Origin of the sequence: Marinomonas algicola (genome assembly GCF_014805825.1) — a bacterium.
GTDB lineage: Bacteria > Pseudomonadota > Gammaproteobacteria > Pseudomonadales > Marinomonadaceae > Marinomonas > Marinomonas algicola.
In genome coordinates this window covers 2,196,261-2,216,474 of record NZ_CP061941.1, presented here as the reverse complement: position 1 = coordinate 2,216,474, position 20,214 = coordinate 2,196,261, and the positions used below count along the sequence as shown (strand labels likewise).

At 41.4% G+C, this 20,214-nt stretch carries 19 protein-coding genes; 12 read left to right on the top strand and 7 right to left on the bottom strand.

Going from position 1 to position 20,214, the window contains the following annotated elements; translation table 11 throughout:
- Positions 1 to 10: 10 nt before the first annotated feature.
- The 5 genes from IEZ33_RS10100 to IEZ33_RS10080 all read left to right on the top strand — a co-directional run bounded on the left by IEZ33_RS10100 (position 11) and on the right by IEZ33_RS10080 (position 5,692).
- Entirely contained in the window at positions 11 to 1,507 is a 1,497-nt protein-coding gene (locus IEZ33_RS10100) for a sugar ABC transporter ATP-binding protein (protein WP_191599972.1), read from the top strand.
- 52 nt (positions 1,508 to 1,559) lie between these two features.
- Positions 1,560 to 2,348 carry an SDR family oxidoreductase gene (locus IEZ33_RS10095; RefSeq protein WP_206696838.1) on the top strand — a complete coding sequence of 263 codons (789 nt, stop codon included), beginning with the start codon at positions 1,560 to 1,562 and terminating at the stop codon, positions 2,346 to 2,348.
- Positions 2,349 to 2,432: 84 nt separating this feature from the next.
- Positions 2,433 to 3,263, top strand: coding sequence for a transketolase (locus IEZ33_RS10090; protein WP_191599971.1), 831 nt, complete (start codon positions 2,433 to 2,435; stop codon positions 3,261 to 3,263).
- A complete protein-coding gene (locus IEZ33_RS10085) occupies positions 3,256 to 4,200 on the top strand; it encodes a transketolase family protein (protein ID WP_191599970.1) in 945 nt (314 codons plus the stop codon). The genes IEZ33_RS10090 and IEZ33_RS10085 overlap by 8 nt, the downstream gene beginning before the upstream one ends.
- 4 nt (positions 4,201 to 4,204) lie before the next feature.
- Positions 4,205 to 5,692 carry an FGGY family carbohydrate kinase gene (locus IEZ33_RS10080; RefSeq protein ID WP_191599969.1) on the top strand — a complete coding sequence of 496 codons (1,488 nt, stop codon included), beginning with the start codon at positions 4,205 to 4,207 and terminating at the stop codon, positions 5,690 to 5,692.
- Here IEZ33_RS10080 and IEZ33_RS10075 read toward each other — a convergent pair.
- The gene (locus IEZ33_RS10075) at positions 5,664 to 6,632 is read right to left on the bottom strand and encodes a sugar-binding transcriptional regulator (RefSeq protein WP_191599968.1); all 969 of its coding nucleotides are present in this window, start codon (positions 6,630 to 6,632) and stop codon (positions 5,664 to 5,666) included. The genes IEZ33_RS10080 and IEZ33_RS10075 overlap by 29 nt on opposite strands.
- Positions 6,633 to 6,892: 260 nt before the next feature.
- Between IEZ33_RS10075 and IEZ33_RS10070 the strand changes: the two genes are divergently transcribed.
- Complete coding sequence (locus IEZ33_RS10070; RefSeq protein ID WP_191599967.1) at positions 6,893 to 7,492, top strand: pentapeptide repeat-containing protein; 600 nt, start codon at positions 6,893 to 6,895, stop codon at positions 7,490 to 7,492.
- A gap of 142 nt (positions 7,493 to 7,634) precedes the next feature.
- Here the strand turns inward: IEZ33_RS10070 and IEZ33_RS10065 are convergent, their stop codons facing one another.
- Both IEZ33_RS10065 and IEZ33_RS10060 read right to left on the bottom strand, forming a co-directional pair.
- The gene (locus IEZ33_RS10065) at positions 7,635 to 8,057 is read right to left on the bottom strand and encodes a VOC family protein (protein WP_191599966.1); all 423 of its coding nucleotides are present in this window, start codon (positions 8,055 to 8,057) and stop codon (positions 7,635 to 7,637) included.
- Positions 8,058 to 8,292: 235 nt separating this feature from the next.
- A complete protein-coding gene (locus IEZ33_RS10060; protein WP_191599965.1) occupies positions 8,293 to 8,616 on the bottom strand; it encodes a hypothetical protein in 324 nt (107 codons plus the stop codon).
- Between the two features lie 112 nt (positions 8,617 to 8,728).
- Between IEZ33_RS10060 and IEZ33_RS10055 the strand changes: the two genes are divergently transcribed.
- On the top strand, positions 8,729 to 9,748 hold the full coding sequence (locus tag IEZ33_RS10055) for a nucleoid-associated protein (protein WP_191599964.1): 1,020 nt from the start codon (positions 8,729 to 8,731) through the stop codon (positions 9,746 to 9,748).
- Positions 9,749 to 9,815: 67 nt separating this feature from the next.
- Here IEZ33_RS10055 and IEZ33_RS10050 read toward each other — a convergent pair whose 3' ends face one another.
- Together IEZ33_RS10050 and IEZ33_RS10045 are read right to left on the bottom strand one after the other, a co-directional pair.
- Positions 9,816 to 10,451, bottom strand: a complete 636-nt coding sequence (locus IEZ33_RS10050; RefSeq protein WP_191599963.1) for an HAD family hydrolase — start codon at positions 10,449 to 10,451, stop codon at positions 9,816 to 9,818.
- Between the two features lie 228 nt (positions 10,452 to 10,679).
- Complete coding sequence (locus IEZ33_RS10045) at positions 10,680 to 10,871, bottom strand: hypothetical protein (protein WP_191599962.1); 192 nt, start codon at positions 10,869 to 10,871, stop codon at positions 10,680 to 10,682.
- Positions 10,872 to 11,196: 325 nt separating this feature from the next.
- Here IEZ33_RS10045 and IEZ33_RS10040 point away from each other — a divergent pair, with 325 nt between their 5' ends.
- The 3 genes from IEZ33_RS10040 to IEZ33_RS10030 all read left to right on the top strand — a co-directional run bounded on the left by IEZ33_RS10040 (position 11,197) and on the right by IEZ33_RS10030 (position 13,455).
- Positions 11,197 to 11,673, top strand: a complete 477-nt coding sequence (locus tag IEZ33_RS10040; RefSeq protein WP_191599961.1) for a DUF2947 family protein — start codon at positions 11,197 to 11,199, stop codon at positions 11,671 to 11,673.
- Between the two features lie 325 nt (positions 11,674 to 11,998).
- The gene (locus tag IEZ33_RS10035; RefSeq protein WP_191599960.1) at positions 11,999 to 12,751 is read left to right on the top strand and encodes a DUF1499 domain-containing protein; all 753 of its coding nucleotides are present in this window, start codon (positions 11,999 to 12,001) and stop codon (positions 12,749 to 12,751) included.
- A 98-nt stretch (positions 12,752 to 12,849) separates the two neighbouring features.
- A complete protein-coding gene (locus IEZ33_RS10030) occupies positions 12,850 to 13,455 on the top strand; it encodes a TetR/AcrR family transcriptional regulator (protein ID WP_191599959.1) in 606 nt (201 codons plus the stop codon).
- Between the two features lie 6 nt (positions 13,456 to 13,461).
- Here the strand turns inward: IEZ33_RS10030 and radD are convergent, their stop codons facing one another.
- On the bottom strand, positions 13,462 to 15,282 hold the full coding sequence (gene radD / locus IEZ33_RS10025) for a DNA repair helicase RadD (RefSeq protein WP_191599958.1): 1,821 nt from the start codon (positions 15,280 to 15,282) through the stop codon (positions 13,462 to 13,464).
- Between the two features lie 92 nt (positions 15,283 to 15,374).
- Between radD and IEZ33_RS10020 the strand changes: the two genes are divergently transcribed.
- Both IEZ33_RS10020 and trhO read left to right on the top strand, forming a co-directional pair.
- Positions 15,375 to 16,037: a 2OG-Fe(II) oxygenase gene (locus tag IEZ33_RS10020; protein WP_240009498.1), complete on the top strand. Its 663-nt coding sequence runs from the start codon at positions 15,375 to 15,377 to the stop codon at positions 16,035 to 16,037.
- A 194-nt stretch (positions 16,038 to 16,231) separates the two neighbouring features.
- Positions 16,232 to 17,218 (top strand): oxygen-dependent tRNA uridine(34) hydroxylase TrhO, encoded by a 987-nt coding sequence (gene trhO / locus IEZ33_RS10015; RefSeq protein WP_191599957.1) that lies wholly within the window; start codon positions 16,232 to 16,234, stop codon positions 17,216 to 17,218.
- A 56-nt stretch (positions 17,219 to 17,274) separates the two neighbouring features.
- Here the strand turns inward: trhO and IEZ33_RS10010 are convergent, their stop codons facing one another.
- Positions 17,275 to 20,121 carry a sensor domain-containing protein gene (locus IEZ33_RS10010; RefSeq protein WP_240009697.1) on the bottom strand — a complete coding sequence of 949 codons (2,847 nt, stop codon included), beginning with the start codon at positions 20,119 to 20,121 and terminating at the stop codon, positions 17,275 to 17,277.
- Between the last annotated feature and the right edge of the window lie 93 nt (positions 20,122 to 20,214).

The window sequence follows — 20,214 nt, the reverse complement described above, 5'->3', positions numbered from 1 at the left end:
AAACAATATCATGACGACTGAACGAAAGCCTATATTGACTCTGCGTAAAATTCGTAAGAGTTTTGGTCCGACAGAGGTGTTACACGGTATAGATCTTGAGGTATACCCTGGAGAAGTCGTGGCATTGTTGGGTGAGAATGGCGCTGGCAAGTCGACAACTTCGAATATCATTGCGGGCGGTTTTCACCAAAGCTCTGGAGAAATGACGTGGATGGGTGAGCCTTATTCGCCCAATAGTCCGCGAGAAGCCATAAACTCAGGCCTTGTCCTCATTCATCAGGAGCTGAGATTACTTGAGCACCTATCCATTGCTGAAAATGTCTTTATTGGTCGTTGGCCCGGTAAAAATGGCATTATCAGTCGTAAAGAGATGGAGCAGCGTGCGCAAGCTCAGATAGAACGATTAGGCCTGAATATCCCCGCATCGGCATTGGTGCGAGGACTTTCAACGGCAAATCAGCAGCTAATAGAAATCGCCAAGGCGCTTGCGTTGGATGCTAAGTTGCTGATTTTAGATGAGCCGACGGCCGCTCTAGGGGGGGCCGAAACGGAGCTTTTGTTCGAACAAATTGAACGTTTAAAAGCCGACGGCGTTGGCATAATTTACATCTCTCATCGTCTAGAGGAAATTCGTAAGGTAGCCGATCGTCTTGTGGTGATGCGTGATGGCAATACGGTTGAGCAGTTCGACAGCGGTGATGTGCCGATTCGAGCCATTGTTGAAAGCATGGTCGGGCGAGACCTCAATCAAATGTTTCCGACGATTCCTGTGCCAAAAGAGGATGTCTGTTTAGAGATTAAAAACTTCTCTTCTCCTAATGGTGCGTTCAGAGACATTAACTTTTCGGTTAAAAAAGGCGAAATATTCGGTATTGCAGGTCTTATTGGAGCAGGTCGAACTGAAATGGTTAGGGCGATAACCGGCGCAGATCCGATTGCAACAGGGCAGGTTTTTTTACATGGCAAGGATATTACGCCGAAAACACCAACCAGCGCCATTAATAACGGTGTGGTGCTGGTGCCAGAAGATAGAAAACTACAGGGCTTGGTGCTTGAGCATTCTATTGAAGACAACATTGCTTATGCGAACTTATCGACCATTTCCAAGTTTGGTTTCATTAGCCGTAGCAGTATTAAAAACTATGCCAAAGCTGGCATTGCTCGATTTGGCGTGAAAGGGGTTGGTGCACAAAACGCAGGTGAAATGTCGGGCGGTAATCAGCAAAAAGTGATTTTGGCTAAATGGCTGGCGAAAGACCCTCAAGTGGTCGTGCTTGATGAGCCAACGCGGGGGATTGATGTGGGTGCTCGATCTTCAATTTATGACATTATCGTTGAACTAGCGGACAAAGGCATTGCTGTCATTGTTGTGAGTTCGGATCTTGAAGAAGTGTTGGGTATCTCTAACCGTATTATGGTCATGGCGGAAGGGAAAATGACCGGCATTCTTGATCGTGAAGAGGCAAATGATGTCTCTGTAATGGAGCTGGCGACCGCATTTGGGTAACAACAGCTCCCATTATTAAGAACGTTTAACACTTTAATTTGATTAGGTAACCATGATGATTGATTTGAACATTAATGCAGCCAAACTTTTTGATTTATCTGGGCGCGTTGCCATGGTCACAGGTGCTGGCAGTGGAATAGGGCAATGCATTGCTCAAGCACTTGCCAGTGCGGGTGCAAAAATAGTGTGTTTTGATTTACAAAACGCCGGCATCACTGACACGGTTGCCCGTATTAAAAAGATGGGCGGTGAAGCCATCCATTATACTGGTGACGTATGTGATCTTGAGTCTTTACGCACAGCGGTAAAATTAACTGAGGACACGTTTGGTTGCCTTGATATCTCGGTTAATGCGGCGGGCATCGCCAATGCGAATCCTGCCCTAGACATGGAGCCAGACCAGTGGCAACGCGTGATCGACATTAATCTAACGGGCATCTGGCACTCTTGTAAAGCGCAAGCTGAATTGATGGAGAAAAGTGGCGGCGGTTCTATTGTGAACATTGCTTCTATGTCTGGCGTCATCGTAAATCGTGGTCTTGAGCAAGCGCATTACAACACTTCTAAGGCGGGTGTTATTCATCTCACCAAAAGCTTGGCAATGGAGTGGGTAGACAAAAATATTCGCGTTAATTCGATTAGTCCGGGTTACACCGCAACGCCGATGAACACTCGTCCAGAAATGATTCATCAAACCAAAGAATTTGAACGCCAAACGCCGATGGGAAGAATGGCAAAAGTGGAAGAAATGGCGGGTCCTGCGATTTTCCTGTCTTCTGATGCGGCTTCCTTTTGTACCGGTGTGGATTTATTGGTAGATGGTGGATTTGTCTGCTGGTAAGAGCTGTCAATATTTTTTGACCGAAATGAATAAATATTCATATGAGAAATTTAATTCAGATCGTCTGATTTAACAGGAGGATATATGAATCCTTTCAAACTAGAGATTGGAGAACTTGAACGTAAAGCGCGTTCAATTCGAAGAAAGATCATTAACTTGAATGCGAACAGTCCTGCGGGCGGCCATACAGGGGCCGACCTGTCTCAGGTAGAAATCGTCACCGCGTTGTATTTTCGCCTTTTAAACTGCGCGCCAGATCGTACTCAAGACGACACTAGAGACATTTATATCCAGTCTAAAGGCCATGCGGCGGGGGGGTATTATTGTGTGCTCGCGGAAGCGGGTTACATCCCAGAAGAGTGGTTGCCAAGTTACCAGCACAACGATTCCCATTTGCCGGGCCATCCAGTGCGCCAAAAAACGCCAGGCGTTGAGTTGAATACAGGCGCGTTAGGTCACGGTCTACCTGTGGCGGTTGGCTTGGCGTTAGCCGCAAAGCGCGATGGCAGCTCTCGTAAAGTGTATGTGGTTACGGGTGACGGTGAACTCGCTGAAGGCAGTAACTGGGAAGCCGCATTGGTCGCCGCGCATTATCAACTGGATAACCTGATTGTTATCAATGATAAAAATAAGCTGCAATTGGCTGGTGCAACGGCATCCATTATGAGAACAGACCCATTAGATGAAAAATGGAAAGCCTTTGGATTCGATGTTCATCAATGTGAAGGGAATAACATGGCATCCGTAGTGGATGTGTTAGAAGGCTTAACACCGGCTGGAAAACCGCATGTAGTGATTGCGAATACCATAAAAGGCGCTGGCGTATCCTTTATTGCAGGGCGTCCAGAGTGGCATCACAGGGTTCCGAAAGGTGAAGAAATTGAACGTGCATTAAAGGAGCTGGCCGATGTCTAACAGCGAACATTTAGCGAATATCATGGTGCAATGTTTTATTGATGCGGTGAAGAATGGCGTTGACCTCGTTCCCGTGGTGGCGGACTCGACTTCTACCTCAAAAATTACACCTTTTGTTGAGGCGTTTCCAGACCGATTAGTTAATGTCGGTATTGCAGAGCAGGTGATGGTGGGCACAGCAGCAGGCTTGGCGCTAGCGGGCAAGGTCGCCGTGACCTGTAACGCCGCGCCTTTTTTAATTTCGCGCTCTAACGAACAAGTAAAAGTCGATGTTTGTTATAACAATACCAACGTGAAATTATTTGGTTTGAACTCTGGAGCAAGTTATGGGCCTTTGGCCAGTACCCATCATTCTATTGATGATATTGGTGTGATGAGAGGGTTCGGTAACATCAAAATCTTTGCGCCGAGCTGCCCGGTTGAATGTAAGCAAATCATTGAATACGCCATTGCTGAACAAGGCCCTGTTTATATTCGAATGGATGGTAAAGCCTTACCTGAATTGCATTCTAGTGATTATAAGTTTGTCGCGGGTGAACCTTCGTTATTATGTGACGGGGATGAGATAGTGGTTTGTGCTTTAGGCTCTGTCGTGCATGAAGCGGTCGCGGCGGCAAACGAATTGAAAGAAAAAGGCGTTCACATTAGCGTACTGAATGTGTCGTCTATTCGTCCATTAAATAAAGGTACTCTTGCCGCACAATTAAACAAAGCAAAGCTTGTTGTGACGGTAGAAGAACACAACATTAATGGTGGTTTGGGCAGTGTCGTGTCTGAGGTGATGGCAGAAAATGCCTGCGCTGCAAAATTAATCAGGCTAGGTGTTGCTGATGGTGACTATGCCGCAGCGGGTGACAGGGCGTATACTCGTCAACAACTGTCGATTGATAGCGTGGGCATTCAATCTATTTGTCAGCAATTTTTGCAGAGTGAGTGAGTGAATGCAAAAGGTTATTTTAGCCATTGACGAAGGCACAACCAATGTTAAATCTTTGCTTCTAAATAAACAGGGCAAAGTAATTAGTAAAGGATCTGCGCCTTTATCCATCAACTTTCCTTCTGTGGGCGTTGTTGAGCAAGATCCGCTGGAAATCATTGAAAAAATGAAAGTGTCTATTGCCCTTGCCGTTGATTCTATTGAGGGAGATGTTGAAATAGAAGCGGTAGCGATTAGCAATCAACGTGAATCGGTGGTGCTATGGGAACGCCTTACCGGCAAGCCTCTCACTCAAGTGATGAGTTGGCAATGTCGACGTTCAGAGTCCTTGTGTGAGGCATTGCGCCAAGACGACGCTTTTAGTCGTTATGTTCAAACGTCTACAGGTTTGACCCTTGACCCTATGTTTCCAGCCACGAAAGTGTCCATGGCATTAAAGCAAATCCCTGATGGTCATGCACGAGCGGAAAAAGGTGAGATTTGTATCGGTACTATTAACACTTGGATGGTATGGAATATGGCCCATAATGTGTTTGTGACGGATGCGTCTAATGCCGCTCGTACGCAATTGTTTAATATTGGTTCACAAGCCTGGGATACGACGATTTTAACGCGATTAGAGATTTCGGCTGCGGCGTTACCCGACGTGGTCGCGTCTTCTCAAGTGGTTGGTTTGACAACAGAGTTTGGTGTTCTGAAAGAGGGTATACCTATCGCCTCGCAAGTAGGGGATTCGCACGCGGCTTTATATGGTCATGGTGGTTACAAAGCCGGGGTCGTCAAAGCGACTTATGGAACAGGCAGCTCAGTGATGGCGGCGATGTCTATATTGCCAAGCATTCGTGATGAGATCAGTACAACCATAGCTTGGGATGACGCCACATTATTTTATGGTCTAGAGGGTAATATTACGCATACGGGGTCGGCGATAGATTGGACGCGGCGTATGCTCGGCGTTGAAAGCATGGACGCCATGTGTGAACTTGCTGCTCAAGCCGATTCGGATCATACCGTGTATTTTGTGCCTGCTTTGTCTGGGCTTGGCGCACCCTATTGGGATTTGGATGCCACGGGCATTTTTTGTGGGCTGAAAAGTTCTACAGAGCGAGAGGATATCGCCCGTTCGTCTTTTGAATCAGTGCTTTTTCAAGTGGCGGATGTGTTTCATGTGATTGCCGATGAACTGCCTGAAAAGATCGAATGCTTGTCCGTTGATGGCGGACCTACATTAAATGATTGGCTGATGCAGGCGCAAGCCGACTTGCTGGGTGTGACGATTCGTCGTGGGGATGTGGCCGAAGTGTCTGCTGTGGGAGCGGGTTATCTTGCAGGACTGTCAATCGGCTGGTGGGAAAATAAAGAAGCATTGGCAACGTTAGAAGGCGAAGTGACTTTGTTTGAACCCAGAGCAGACAAACAAGCCTACTGGCAAGCTCGTTACCTTGGTTGGAAAACGGCTGTTGCTAAATGCCGACTGAGTTCGTGCTCTTAACCATTGCTTCGGCGGTGATTCGGTCTGTTATCAACACATCGATGTAACCGCCACGTAATGCACCTTTAATGGCTTCCACTTTGTCTAGTCCACCCGCAAGCGCTACCACATGCTCACACGCGTTTAATTGTTCTAAACTCATTCCAATAACAGGGTTCTCTGTGTCATTAAGTACCGCTTGACCTGATTGGTTGTAATAATGCAAGCTAATATCGCCAACGGCGCCGCGATCAGCCAGCATTTTGAGTGTGTCTTCGTCATAGTAGTTACCTGAATTACGCAGGAGATTTGAGGGTTCTAACATACCGATACCTACAATGGCCATGTTGACTTCATTAAACATGTTTACCACTTCCGATACGCCGCTTGTCTTGAGTAGCTTATTCTTTTCGGCAACCGACTGCTCAATACTTTGAGCGGGTAACATATAAGCAGGGCAAGTTAAAATGTCGGCCATGTTTTGCGTTAAAATTGTGGCTTGGATACTGCCGTTATGACCGACTCCCCCCAATAACTGAATCACACCCTTTGTTTTGGATTTTGCTGGGGTCAAATAATCAATCATAGAGCGAATCGTTTCACTCCAAGAAGAAATGCCAATTAAATCGCCATCTCGTAATGAGGTGTCCAAGTAATGGGCTGACGAGGAGCCTATAGCGCGTTTTATTTGCGCGTCTGACGCTCGGTCTTCCACATCAACCACAATGACATTAGGTACACTAAACGTCTTTTGAATAGTGGACTCCAAAGACATAAATACATTTGGTGGTTGTACTACGTTGATCTTAACGATGCCTTCCTTTAAGCAACGAGTAATAGAGCGAGAAACTTGAGATTGAGACAACCGAAGCTGTTTAGCAATTTGAGCTTGCTTCAACCCTTCTTGGTAGTACAAAGTGGCAATTTTCAATAGTAATCGTGTTTCATCGTTTTTAGACATGTAAAGTTCCGCAAGTTCAATATGCACTCATAGTGGATCGTTGTTTGTTCTAGCCACTGTAATGGGGTGAAATTAAAAAGATATCGTAAAAATGCAATATTGAATATTAATTCATAATAGATGGCTTTTATAGTCATAGTTCCGTTAATTTATCAAGATGTTATCTTGGTGAATATGGCGAGTGGCTGATTATGCTTGCTCTTATTTAAAAGTAAAATATGGTATGGTGCGTGTTTGGTATTTTGAAAATGGAGCCTCTTGTGGAACACGCTATTATCGACAACGAATCCTATGATGGAATAACATTTACGCATCATATAGCGGTTCAAGAAACCCTCAGTCGAGTTGTATTTGATAATTGTATCTTTGAATCCTGTGATTTTACGGAAGCGTTTTTTGACTCTTGTACCTTTAAAGAGTGTGTATTCAAGAAGTGTAAACTTACGGCAATCAATGTCAGGAACAGTAAGTTTTCAGATGTGCAGTTTCATGGTTCTAAAGTGTTAGGAGTAGATTGGAGTAAAGCTTACTGGAGAGGGATGGATTTAGGGGCCTCGCTTCATTTTAAAGAGTGCTTGGTTAACGCCTCGTCTTTCTACGGATTAAAGCAACCTGGCATTGTTTTTGATGAATGTCGTGCACATGATGTTGATTTTAGAGAAGCGACACTTTCTAGAGCCAAATTTACGCATACAGATTTAACGAATAGCGTTTTTATGAATACGAATTTAACGGGAGCGGACTTTAATGGAGCGACCAACTACGAGATTGATGTGACGAAGAATACGGTTGATAAAGCGATCTTTTGTCGATATGAGGCGGTTAGTTTATTAACATCGCTTGGTATTAGGTTAGTGTGACCTTGTATGAAAGTAACGGTTACGTCGCATATAGCCTATGTTTTCTTATAAACGAGTTGATTAATCCTATTATTATGTCTTGATCGACTTCTGAGAATTAATCAACTCTAGTGGGTGCTCTTGTCCACTGTTTAGGAATGGTTTACCAGCTGCCCGTGTTTTCCATAGACGCCCAAGGTTCTTGTGACGGTAAATTATCACCTTCTTGTAGCAGCTCAATCGAAATGCCATTTGGGTCTTTAATAAATGCCATGTGGCCATCTCTAGGTGGTCTTAAAATAGTGACGCCTTGGTCTCTTAACGTTTGGCACACTTGATAAATATCACCTACACGAAACGCTAGATGGCCAAATTGATCACCGTTTGAGTAGTCCCTGTGATCCCAGTTATAAGTAAGCTCTACTTCTGGTGCACCCTCTTCAGTTGCATAATACACTAATGAAAAGCGGCCTTTCTCACTGTCGTACTGGCGTGTTTTGATTAGACCTAGGCCTTTAGTATAAAAGTCATGGCTTTCTTCAAGTTTGTTGGTTCGTATCATTGCATGCAAGTAATGAATTGACATAATTCTCTCCCTTATTTTGTTTACTCGTGATGGTAACGCACTTTGTGTCAAAGCTGAATTTACAAACAAGGAAAAAGTTAGGTGATTTGACGGTTTTGAGAAGGCACTAAGCCTGTTTGTTGTTATTCGGCGGTGTAGAGAGAGGAGGGAGCCGACAATATTTTAGTAAGAAGGCTTTTAGATGAAATCATAAAAGTAAGTGACAAGCGTAGCCAATCCAAGGAGGTTATAATGATTAATCTTCCCATACCCATCGAATTGGGTCGCCAAAATCATCGTAAATGACTTTTTTCTTAGGGTTGGATCTTTTAGGCTGTACCGGGTTTTTGGCGTGCTTCTGCTGCTTTCTTTGCTCTAAGGTCGCGACAACATAGTTTAAGGGTGTTCTTGTTTGTTTTGGTTCATTAAAACCAATATGGCTCGTGTTATACTTTCCGTCCACTAGACCTGATTCGCCCATATTAGCTTTAACTATTTCTCCTTTAGCTTTTAGGAATGCATCGATCTGAGAGTTGATTTCATCGCGTTTTTCTCTTTTTGTTGTAGGCAGTTTTGTCATAGTGTGTCTGTTGTTTATTCCAAAATTATTTAATAGTGATGGGCTAACGTTTAACAATACAGCAAGATTTCAGAAATTTGTATATATTTTATTCGATTTTTTAGAGGTTTCCATGTCAATTGCAAATTTAATCGTACATGAAGTGCAAAAGAATACCGGTTCAAATAAGGCGGTATTGGTCGCCCGACCAACCGAGAACGCGGTGGATGAGCAGGCGGCAAAGTTGGCAGAACAAATAGGTAATTTATTTAATCGTTCTGGGATGAATACCGGTCAATTCTCTAACCCAGAAGGCAGTGAAACAGGCGCAAAGCTCCCCGGGCTGCTGACGCAATTTTATTCTAATAACGTTTTTAGTGATTTTGCGGCTTTTTCCAAAGCGTGTGCGTCAGATTTTGTAACCTGTATTGGTGAAATAGAAGAGGCCGAAGGTGGCTTGTTATGGTTTAACCATTATGAGCTGCATGACACCCATTTTCTGTTTATCGCACTATTAAAGCGTAAGCATGGTATGGTGCTAAATGCTGATTTGAGCTTGTCGCAAATTGAGCAGATTGAGTTAGAAAAATTGCATATGGCAATGCGTATTAATTTATCAGCATGGGCTGATCGTGATGACAGTCGCTATATCTCCTTTCGTTTCGGCCGTGCTGCGAAAGTTGAAAGTGATTATTTTACACGCTTTATTGGTTGTGATGAGCCTAAAGTTACTTCTAAAGAAACGCGTAAGCTGGTGGATGTTACCTCGGCTTATTGTGACATGAAGTCGTTGTCGGTACCCAAGGCAAATGAATTAAAGCGTGTTGTAGCTGAGCATTGTTTGAGTAAAGCAGAAGAAAATGAACGGATCGATTTGAACGAAATAGCGAAAGAAGTGGAAGAGCGCTTCTCTCCTGATGAGGCGGGTTTATTTATGGAAATCGCTGAGTCTGAAAGCTTTGCGTTGGATCGAGACATGTTTGTTGAGAAGGCCGCTTTAAAAAAATTGACCCGTTACTCAGGCAGTACTCGCACCTTAACCTTAAGTTTTGATAGTAGCTTATTAGGTGATTCGGTGCGATTTGATGAAGAGACAAATTCTTTAGTAATCAATGACCTTCCTAAAACCTTGTTAAAGCAATTAAAGAAATAGCCCAGTTAATGCGTCTATATTATTATGGATTTATGGGTGCCCAAGAGCGATAGTATGATTAGAATCTTTACACGTTAAGTAAAGATTCTAGCTCTTTCATTGAATTAAAAGTCAGTGTCGCACCAGCATTTAATTGATCGACTTTATCTACTGATGCACTGTAAGCGTACACCGTCATGCCTGCCGCAACGGCGGCCGTAATACCCGCCACGGAATCTTCAATAGCAATGCAGTTTTTTGGTTCAACATTGAGTGCATTCGCGGCTTTTAAATACAGATCTGGTTTGGGTTTTGGGTGTTCAACGTCTTCAACACAAAAACGTACATTAAAGGTATCCAACAGACCTATCTTTGTTAATTTAAATTTTAGTGACTCTTTTCTTGAGTTGGTCGCCATAGCGATAGGGTGTTTGATTTTTTTGAGTAAATCATAAACGCCTTCTATGGCGATGAGATTGGCTTCCATTTCTTTTTTAAAGCGACTGTCAACCGTTTTCGCAAAGTGGCTAGGGACAGGCTTTTTGAGTAACTTTTCAATTTTTAACAGGTTTTCAGAAGCGGCATAACCACTAAAATGATGATCCATTTCTTTGTGAGTTAGAATTAAACCTAATTTTGCAAGCTCTTCTTGGAAGATATGATTTAGCATGTTTTCGGTATCAACTATTACCCCGTCGCAATCGAAAATGATAGCTTCGTACATAATGGGTCCTCTGATGTTTGAATGAAACGTTATTAGTCTTGTTGCTACAAGGCTTATGTTACGTTATTACGGACAAAATTTGAAAGGAAGAAGAGTGTGTAATATGTGATTTTATTACTAAATGATGATAAATAGAATAGTATATGACGTTTATAGAAGATTGAACGAGTTCGAGGTTGAAAAAGGGAGTGTTATTTTTTTTCTTCCCTATCAACAAAGTGATCATTATTAGAATTGCGCGGAAAGTCTGTTTGAAATTGTGCTCTTTGTTGCTGAAATTCGTGCCTTTATAAGCAATTTAATGATGCTTTTGGTGTATTTAGCTGTAAATGCATAGGCTTTTTTAGTGTATTTAAATTCACTACCATCATAGCCCCACTGAGCAAGAAGTGCATCGTATTTTATTTGTGTATCCATCATATTCTCCAAAAAATGTAATGTTGTTTTATTACAACAATTAAATGGTAGATGAACAGATGGCATCCAACAAACGATGCTTTCTCATCAAATAGATTAGTTTTTTTCATTAATACTACGTGTTTGTATTTTGGCCTGGCGTTTTTATGGGCGAGGGAGCGGTTTCTTTATCTTAAAGGTGGGGTTTGAAACTTAATGTCTCATTCTGTATGGTGGCAGAAAATGTGTTCCTAAACGTCTGAATCGACCTATGATGGCTTATCTAAATGGCTTTTTTTGATAGGATCAAGGTAATTTAATAAATTCTACTTTAAGTGTGATTGTGTATATGCAGTATTCTGATTTTAATGCCTTTAAGAAAGCGTGGGCGTTTAAACGTGATGACCCTAAAATCCCTACAGAAGATCTTGAAAAGATTCGAGTGTTGTCTGAAGAGTTTTCAAATAACATTTGGCGGGATTATGTCAGTAAAGAACAGCTTCACCCGGACCATTTAACGCCCAATGATTGGCTCAAAATGGAAAACCATCAAATGGGCCGTGCGCATTGGGAAAGTTGCTGGGATTCTGAAGACCACTCTCTGCCAGATGAGGTTTTGCAGCATGTGGGGCATTGGGGAGATGATACTGTTGTATTTTTCTGTTATCACAGTGATGAAGTGATTGAAACAACTTGGGTTGTTTTCTCCCGTTATTGGAAAAATTTTTTGTTTTTTGATAATGGTCCAATTCTTTTTGGTAAGAAAAAAAAGCAGGCTATACAGTTTTTTAGCAATGGACAGTGCCAACTGCTTTCACGTAGTTGAGAGGCGGTTGCTTAGCGTGGAGTCTAGTTGTTTGGTTTCCTCGTTGAGTCGGTGATTATTAAATGGCTCAATTTAAGGAAGCCGCGAATAATTCTACTATGAGCCTGCTTATAGCTTGATTTGAATAAGTTAATAAAATCAAGCTTTTTTGGTTATGTTAAGGTGCTAATTAAGTGCATTTACGCACTAAAATCGACATTTTTAATGTTTAAGTTGGCTAATTATGCAAATAACAAGGAATCAAAGTTAAATCATAGGGAGGGTGCTTTTAAGTGTCTCTCAGCAAGTATATTGTTGAGATATTCTTATTAATGATGAGTGGAATATGAGTCGATATATCTCACCGATACTATACATTTCGTTGTTGCTACTTGGCTGTTTAGTGTTTCTATCTATTGCAGGTGTTCGCGTTGGGTTTTTAGAACCTGTTACTGGCTTTTCTCTGCTAATCAAAAGTGTCTATTTTTCTATAGCGCTCTCTTTAGTGGCTTTTTTGTCTGTCTTCTTTTGCCCTTGCGAAAAGGGTACTAATAGCAAGTTGGTTTTTTGTATTGCGGCGTTTATCCCTCTGATTTACAGTGTATTCTGGATAGGGTTTTATTTTTCAAAATCTGGATTGCCTGAGATTTCTGATATTTCGACTGATGTAGATGTCCCCCCCAGCTATATTCACGTCCCTATGATTCGCACTTTTTCTGAAAATTCAACTTTCTATAATGAAAAAAACATCCGTACTCAACTAAAGTATTATCCTAATGTTAAACCTGCGTTTTCTGTTCTAAATCCTAGCGAGATACTACCTGAAGTATTATTGTTAATAGAGGAAAAAGGCTGGGAGTTAGTTGAATCTTACCCTGATGCTGGTGTTGTTGAGGCGACGGCTAGAACACCTGTTTTTGGGTTTAGAGACGATGTTGTCATACGTATTAGAGAAGATCACAATGTAACACGCATTGACATGCGCTCCAGTTCTCGTATTGGCGTTGGAGACTGGGGTACAAATGCTGAGCGTATTAAGGATTTTATGCTGGCCCTTGAAATGCGGTTGCATGAGCGTGTAGAGCGATCGGAAAATTAATGCGAAGCATGAGGGTGCATTCTCTGTACTCTGAAAGCCTTTTCTGCTGGAGAAATTAGGGATACACTCTCCTTTAAAGTGGATGATGGGCTTAATGTATGAGTGACCAAAGAAAGAAAAAGAAGCTGGCTACACGTGAGTTGATCAAACTCACGGCAAAGGCGTCTTTCTCAGAAAAAGGTATTGCTGCTACAAATACCCGATTCATTAGTAAAGCCTGTGGTCTTGCTGTTGGTACTTTTTTTAGTCATTTCCCTGATAAACTCTCACTTGTCAAAGAACTTTTTTTTGAGGATATGGATACCGCATTAAAAAGTGCGTCGGATGCAACCTATGTAGAGAGTAGTCATCCGGTTATCTTCTTTGAGTTTTATGCCGATATTTTGTTCCGTTTCTACGGGAGTCACATAGAGGCAACCCATTTAGTTTTAATGGACAGTTTGTTGAAGGGTGGATTTTTTACCAAGCAAATGCAGGTATTGCAAGCCAAGGCAATGTATAAATATTGTAGTGTTGGAGTGGATGAGAGGGTGGCTCAGGTTTTCTGTGAGAATATAGTGTCTAACTTTTTACACGTTTTACTCAGTGAATTAGCAAGTTCTGAATTTGTTCCTGATAATGCGAAACAGAAGTTGTCGGCTTTAAACAAACCTTTTTCTATTTCCTATCAAAGCGCGGTTGCCGCAAATACACGTCATTTGTAACCAGTATTAGTAAAGTTGATTGGCCTTTCTGTAAGGACCTTCATAATCAAACAATCGCTCAGTTACTTTCCAATAGTGTGATTTTTTTCTGGCAATGACAAAATCAGGGTGCGGTAAAAAAGATAGGAATGGCGCAATTTCATCTATATGAGTAAATACGATTGGTTTTGTGCCTTGTGCAATTCGTCGTGCAAAGTATTCGTTAAAGCGCGTTAAAGCGTTCTTTTTACTTGTATCGAAGTTTTCTTTTAATTCGTTGCCATCTTCATCAAAGTATCTAATCGTCAGGATGTTTTGCTTTATTGTGCTGTCAATACCAGAGCAGCGGATTACTTTTGCATCTTTTAAATTCAGCGCTTTTTTTAAAAGATCATCAGGATCAATGAGTCGTCCTTCGCATGATTGGCAGTGTCGCGCAGCAATATCATTTTCTTCGTTACAAAGTGGACAAACCTTGAAGCGAAAGCGGTATTTGCATTGTGATTTCTCTGTGTTTCCTGCAAGGCTAGCGCTCTTGTCTAATCTTGATAAAACGTTTCCAGTTAAATCCGTCTCTATTAAACCATGGCATCGTCGTCCAAAGTGTTCAATGATATCGCCATCACGGTCCACTTTCCCCCAAAACGTATTGGCAAACTCGCAAATAGGGCATTCCACTTGAACCGGTACTGAGTCTTGTGAGGGTTTCTTTTCTCCAATTTCTGGCATAAATAGATCGTAAGCATTGTTAGCGTAATCCAGTATTAAACAGTCTTTTTTATTAGCACTAAGGCGTAATCCGCGACCAACAATTTGTTGAAAGAGGCTAATGGATTGTGTAGGCCTTAAAATCGCAATGACATCTACATGAGGTGCATCAAATCCGGTAGTGAGCACTGAAACATTGACTAGGTATTTTATTTCTTTGGCTTTGAATTGACGAATAATGTCATCTCTTTGAGGCAGCTTAGTACCCCCATGAACTAATTTGACCAGGTTATTGGGGTCTTGGTTTTCAATGTATTGAGTGATTTCCTGTGCGTGTTGCACTGTAGAGGCGAAAATCATCGTGCCTTCTCTTTTTTTCGATAGATCAATAATCTGTTCTACAATCGCTTGTGTTACTCGAGGGTATTTACCAATAAGGGTGTTAAGTGACTTTTCTTGTTGGTCGAACCCGTCAGGTGAGGTAGGCGTTGTTTCTAGTTTTGAGAAATCATAGTGTGCAATGGCCGCATCAAAAAGAATGGGTGTTGTTAAATATCCTTCATTGATCATTTGTCTTAAGGGCAATTCATAAATACATTTTTTAAAAAACCTTGGCTCACTTGATCTTACGAACCCGTAATAATGTTGCTCATAAATCCAGCCTGCACCAAGCCGAAAAGGTGTGGCTGTTAACCCTAGTATTTTAATTGAAGGATTGATTAACTGAAGATGCTGAATTACTCGCTGGTATTGCGTCTCTTTAGTATCGGAAATCCGGTGGCATTCGTCGATAATTAATAGGCTTATCTTTTTATCAAAAGCATCTAAATTTGGTGCAAGAGACTGTACGCTAGCAAAGGTGATTTGTTCTGTTGAGCATTTTTCGCCTAACCCTGCTGAGAAAACCCCTGCAGACCTTCCTGTCGCTTCAAATTTTAGGTGATTCTGTTCGACCAGCTCTTTTACATGCGCAAGACAAAGCACCCGACCACGAGCCAGTCGACTTAGTTCAGCAATAACTAGGCTTTTTCCCGCTCCAGTCGGCAATACAATGACGGCTGGGGTTGAATCAGACCGAAAGTGCGAAAGTGTTGCCTGTACCGCTTTAGTTTGATATTCACGAAGTATGAATTGAGACATATTTTAATAGAAAAATCATTTAGTCGTTCGTCAAACAGAGATAGTACAGTATGATGCCGCACATTATAACGTTGCATTTTAGGAAGTTCTACATGATCACATTAACTGGTCTAGACAATTTTATGTCAGTGTCTGCTATAGAAATATTAGCCAGTTCATTAAAGGCTAAAGGTTGGTGTGTGTTGGATGATGCTTTTTCCTGTGAGTTGATTGACTCGTTGGTAATGGAAGTGAATCAGTTGCCAGATGAAATGATGCAACAAGCGGGTATTGGGAGAAAGTCGGACCATCAAGTGAAATTAGACGTTCGTCAGGATTGCATCATGTGGATTGATGGGAATACTCCAGCAAGGCGAGATTTTTTGGTGGCGATGGAAGCGTTGAAAGTAACCTTGAATCGAATGTTATTACTTGGGCTTTTTGATTATGAAGCTCACTTTGCTCGTTATCATGAGAATGGGTATTATGATAAACATTTTGATGCTTTTGTAGGTAAAGGAAATCGCGTTTTATCGACTGTTTTGTATTTGAATGAACGTTGGCTGGGATCGAATGGTGGCGAGTTAGTCATGTTTGATGAGCATGATGTGGATAAAAGTATTGCGACAATATTGCCAGTAAAGGGTCGCTTTGTGGTTTTCTTGAGTGAAAGCTTCGCTCATCAGGTAAATCCTGCTAACGTATGCCGACACAGTATTGCGGGTTGGTACCGAGTAAATGCAACCGATCGTTTAACAATTGATCCAAGCCGTTAATTACGCTGGTAAAACGGTTCCATTGATTGATCTATCTCAATGAAAATGGCTAAAATCAGGTCGAATTATAGTGTGATTTTTCTTATAATTCGCACCCTATATCCAGCGCTCAATACTGGGCTTAGTGAATAGTGGTTAATATGTGTAATTAATTATGCTCTGGTTTTACGTTCCAGATCGCAGAGGAGAAAAATGTGTCTGTTGTAGTGTGTGCTTTATATAAATTTGTTACTTTAGAAAATTACCAAGAATTACGCGAACCGTTGCAAGCAATGCTTGAAGATAATGGCATTCGTGGCACTTTATTGCTGGCGAATGAAGGCATTAATGGCACGGTAGCCGGTACTCGAGAGGCTATTGATAGCATGTTGCAGTGGCTTGGCCAAGTTCCTGGATTAGATAACTTGTCATGTAAAGAATCTTTCGATGAGGAAATGCCTTTTTATCGCACTAAGGTTAAATTAAAAAAAGAAATCGTTACTATGGGTGTTGAAGGTATCGATCCAAAAGAAGTTGTTGGTACTTATGTTAAACCAAAGGATTGGAATGCATTAATTTCTGATCCCGATGTTGTTTTGATTGATACTCGTAATGATTATGAAGTTCAAATCGGTACGTTCCAAAATGCAGTGAATCCTAAAACAGATACATTTCGAGAATTTCCAAATTATGTGAAGGAAAACATGGATCCGACTAAGCAGAAAAAAGTCGCTATGTTTTGTACTGGAGGTATTCGTTGTGAGAAGTCCACGGCTTATATGAAAGAGCAGGGATTTGAAGAGGTGTATCATCTGGAGGGTGGCATACTTAAATATCTTGAAGAAGTTGCTCCAGAAGAAACGATGTGGGAGGGCGAGTGTTTTGTGTTTGATAATCGCGTTTCGGTCAATCACAGTCTTGAAAAAGGCGAATATGACCAGTGCCATGCTTGCCGTATGCCGATTACTGAAGAAGAAAAACAAGACGAGCGTTTTCAGCAGGGTGTAAGCTGTGTTCATTGTTTTGATAAAGTAACGGATCAACAGCGTCAGCGCTTTATTGAGCGAGAAAGACAGGTTCAATTAGCTCGCATGCGTGGAGAAGAGCATATTGGTGCCGATGTGTCGCAGGCTGTAGACAAGCATCGTCAAGAAAAGCAACAAGAAAAAGATCGACAAAGGGCAATAAGAGCCGCTAAGTAATTCTAAAGTATCATGTAATTAGCGTTCGTTTTTCACAAAACGGACGCTGAGCTTTTTTATGATATATCCATTTCTTCCATGTTTTCTTCTTTTATAAAGGCAATAAAGTCATTGTTATTGAGTGCTGGACTTTTTAAATAGCCTTGATAAGTGCCGCAATGATGGTTTCTAACGAATTCCAGTTGATCCGTGTTTTCAACGCCTTCAGCAACAACCGTTAAATTTAAGTTTTTAGCAATTGATATGATCGCTTCTGTAATTTGCGCATCCACCGGGTCTATCATGACGTCTTGAATAAAACTTTTGTCAATTTTTAAAATGCTGACATCAAAATATTTTAAATACGCTAAAGATGAATAGCCTGTGCCAAAGTCATCAATCGCTAATCGAATGTTGAGTTGTTTTAGCTGCAAAAGGGTCTTTTTAGTTTGTGCGCGGTGCTGCATCAGGATGCCTTCAGTAATTTCCAAAACAAGATGTTTTGGTGAGAGTCCTGTTGTCGATAATATCCGCTGGATGCTGCTAATAAATGAGGCATCATTAAACTGAATAGGAGAAATGTTTACGGCGATATAGTCGAGATGAACGCCTTGTCTTTCCCACTCGACAAAAGTGTTACACGCGTTTTCTAGTATCCATAGCCCTAGCTTTATTATTTGTCCGCTTGATTCGGCTGCTTTAATAAATTTATCGGGTGGAATATTGCCGAGTTCGCGATCATGCCAGCGTGTCAGGCATTCGGCGCCAATTGTTTTGTTTGTTTTGCTATTAACAATCGGCTGAAAGTGTAATTTGAAGGCCTTGTTCTGCATGCCTTGATCAATCATGTTTTCAAGGGCAAGTTTTTTCTGTAGTACCTGAGTGAACTCTTCTAGATAGAGTTGGACTCTATTTTTACCTAAAAATTTAGCTTTATACAATGCCGCATCGGCATTCTTGAATAAGTTTATATGATCCGTTCCATGTTCAGGATAAACGCTAGCGCCAATACTGATGCTGGTTTTTAGGTGGACGCTGGTTTGACCTGGAAGTGGTATTGGGCGAGTGAGAGTGTGTAGTAATTTATGAGCGATATCGAGCAGTTCTTGTTGATTGTTTAAATTTTCAATAATGACCATGAATTCATCTCCACCCATGCGACCAAAATTTTCATTCGGTCGAACTTCTTCCTTCAGTCGTTCTGCCACCGCAATCAGTAATTTGTCTCCTACATGATGTCCATAGGTGTCATTAACGTTTTTAAATTGGTCAAGATCAAGAATTAATAACCCGATTTGAGTGTTCTTTTGAGCGGCCTCAGAAATGGAAGCAATGAGTTTCTTTTCAATGGTTGTTCTATTGGATAGCTTGGTAAGGGGATCATAGAAGGCCAGTTTTTTTAAATTTTCTTCGGCGACTACTTGATCTGAAATATCGTGCATTATCCATGCTTGCTGTTTTTCTAATCTACATCCTTTAAACTCTACCCAACGTACTTGCCCATTACGTCGAATAATCTGCATTTTACATTGACTAATTAGCGTTGTGTTGCCCGTAACGCAGTTCAAAAAATCCGGGTTTGGCGTGATGCGATCATCAAATAATGTGTTAAAAAATTTCTCTGCTGTATTTATTTCATGGTTTTCGTAGCCGATAAGCGCTTCGCCTTGTTTGTTGATAGCAATGTTATTATTGCTTATCGAAAAAACCGCAATTGGCAGGCTGCTAATGAGTTCGACTAAGTGGTCGTGGCGGGCGAGCATGTGTTCTTCTGCTCGTCGTTCTGTACTGATATCTCTATTGATGCCAACTAACGAGCCTCCTGATCCTGTATTGGATTTTACAAAAGTGGAAGCTGAGTAAATATGACGGATTTCTTTGTTTCGCGCCAGTATTCTAAATGTAAACGTTATGTTTGCCCCTGCTTCAGCGTTGTTTGCCGTATTAATTTGATCAATAACCCTTTCTAAATCGTCAGGGTGGATTATTTGTAATACATCGTTAAGCTCACCTTTAAATTCGGTAGGGTCCACATCAAAAATACGAAACATGGTGTTGTCCCAAAGGACCTTTTTTGTCTCAATGTCGTATTCCCAGACACCTGTATTTCCAGCCTTCAGGGCGAGGTGAAGTCGTGTAGATAGTTTGTTAAGCTCACTTTGATGGAGGCGCTCTTCTGTAATGTCTGTAAAGGAGGTGACGGTAATATAAGGCGTTATTTCATTGTCGTTAAAAATGGGTTGGGCGTTTATGTTGATCCAGCGTAACTCTCTTTCAGGTGTTTTTATGCCCATTACAGAGTTAAATACTGGGATCCCAAGTAATCTTGCTAAGGTGGAAGGGTGCTTGTCAGCTGGATAATGAGCTCCGTATTCGGTTATTGTTTCCCAGTCATTGTTAACACGCCCTCTAATATTGCTACTGCTTAAATTTAAAATGGCTTCTGCAGAAAGGTTGTTTGCAGTGATGACACCATTAGCGTCTTGAATAATCACCCCTTCATGTAGGGAGTTTAAGATAAGACACTCATTTTTATCCATTAACGTTGGATTAATGGTGTTTAAAACTTTGTCAATTGAATGCTGGATGGAGACAAGAACAAAGGCTTGACCCTCTATCTCAATTGAAGAAAGTGAAAATGTAAAGTGGTAGGTATCGCCTGAAATAAAAAGGCTTAGCTGAATATCCTTTTGATTTATACCTTCTAATTCTAATTTCGTTATTGCATTTTTAAGCGCTTTAGAAAGAGAGTTTGGCATGTTTTTACAAGGCCAATTTTGGCCTTTTTGTGTGAAAACATGACTGTTTTCAAACGCTATAAGGTTTTTTTGCCATTGCAAATTGGTATAAACAATAGTTTGGCTGGTGGAAATGAGAGCTAGGCTTATTGGAATAGTATCGTAGAGAGATAATGAGCTGTGCATATGGGTCACATACTACTCCTTTAAAGCAGAATATTTGTAAAATGAATGGTATAAGTGTATAAAAACGTTCTTCTTTTAAGTAGCCATCAAGAG

What these genes read in the sequence shown, in the direction of transcription:
- IEZ33_RS10100 (WP_191599972.1), top strand. Translation starts at nt 11, where the DNA reads ATGACGACTGAACGAAAGCCTATATTGACTCTGCGTAAAATTCGTAAG.
- IEZ33_RS10095 (WP_206696838.1), top strand. Translation starts at nt 1,560, where the DNA reads ATGATGATTGATTTGAACATTAATGCAGCCAAACTTTTTGATTTATCT.
- IEZ33_RS10090 (WP_191599971.1), top strand. Translation starts at nt 2,433, where the DNA reads ATGAATCCTTTCAAACTAGAGATTGGAGAACTTGAACGTAAAGCGCGT.
- IEZ33_RS10085 (WP_191599970.1), top strand. Translation starts at nt 3,256, where the DNA reads ATGTCTAACAGCGAACATTTAGCGAATATCATGGTGCAATGTTTTATT.
- IEZ33_RS10080 (WP_191599969.1), top strand. Translation starts at nt 4,205, where the DNA reads ATGCAAAAGGTTATTTTAGCCATTGACGAAGGCACAACCAATGTTAAA.
- IEZ33_RS10075 (WP_191599968.1), bottom strand. Translation starts at nt 6,632, where the DNA reads ATGTCTAAAAACGATGAAACACGATTACTATTGAAAATTGCCACTTTG.
- IEZ33_RS10065 (WP_191599966.1), bottom strand. Translation starts at nt 8,057, where the DNA reads ATGTCAATTCATTACTTGCATGCAATGATACGAACCAACAAACTTGAA.
- IEZ33_RS10060 (WP_191599965.1), bottom strand. Translation starts at nt 8,616, where the DNA reads ATGACAAAACTGCCTACAACAAAAAGAGAAAAACGCGATGAAATCAAC.
- IEZ33_RS10055 (WP_191599964.1), top strand. Translation starts at nt 8,729, where the DNA reads ATGTCAATTGCAAATTTAATCGTACATGAAGTGCAAAAGAATACCGGT.
- IEZ33_RS10050 (WP_191599963.1), bottom strand. Translation starts at nt 10,451, where the DNA reads ATGTACGAAGCTATCATTTTCGATTGCGACGGGGTAATAGTTGATACC.
- IEZ33_RS10045 (WP_191599962.1), bottom strand. Translation starts at nt 10,871, where the DNA reads ATGATGGATACACAAATAAAATACGATGCACTTCTTGCTCAGTGGGGC.
- IEZ33_RS10040 (WP_191599961.1), top strand. Translation starts at nt 11,197, where the DNA reads ATGCAGTATTCTGATTTTAATGCCTTTAAGAAAGCGTGGGCGTTTAAA.
- IEZ33_RS10035 (WP_191599960.1), top strand. Translation starts at nt 11,999, where the DNA reads ATGAGTCGATATATCTCACCGATACTATACATTTCGTTGTTGCTACTT.
- IEZ33_RS10030 (WP_191599959.1), top strand. Translation starts at nt 12,850, where the DNA reads ATGAGTGACCAAAGAAAGAAAAAGAAGCTGGCTACACGTGAGTTGATC.
- radD (WP_191599958.1), bottom strand. Translation starts at nt 15,282, where the DNA reads ATGTCTCAATTCATACTTCGTGAATATCAAACTAAAGCGGTACAGGCA.
- IEZ33_RS10020 (WP_240009498.1), top strand. Translation starts at nt 15,375, where the DNA reads ATGATCACATTAACTGGTCTAGACAATTTTATGTCAGTGTCTGCTATA.
- IEZ33_RS10010 (WP_240009697.1), bottom strand. Translation starts at nt 20,121, where the DNA reads ATGCACAGCTCATTATCTCTCTACGATACTATTCCAATAAGCCTAGCT.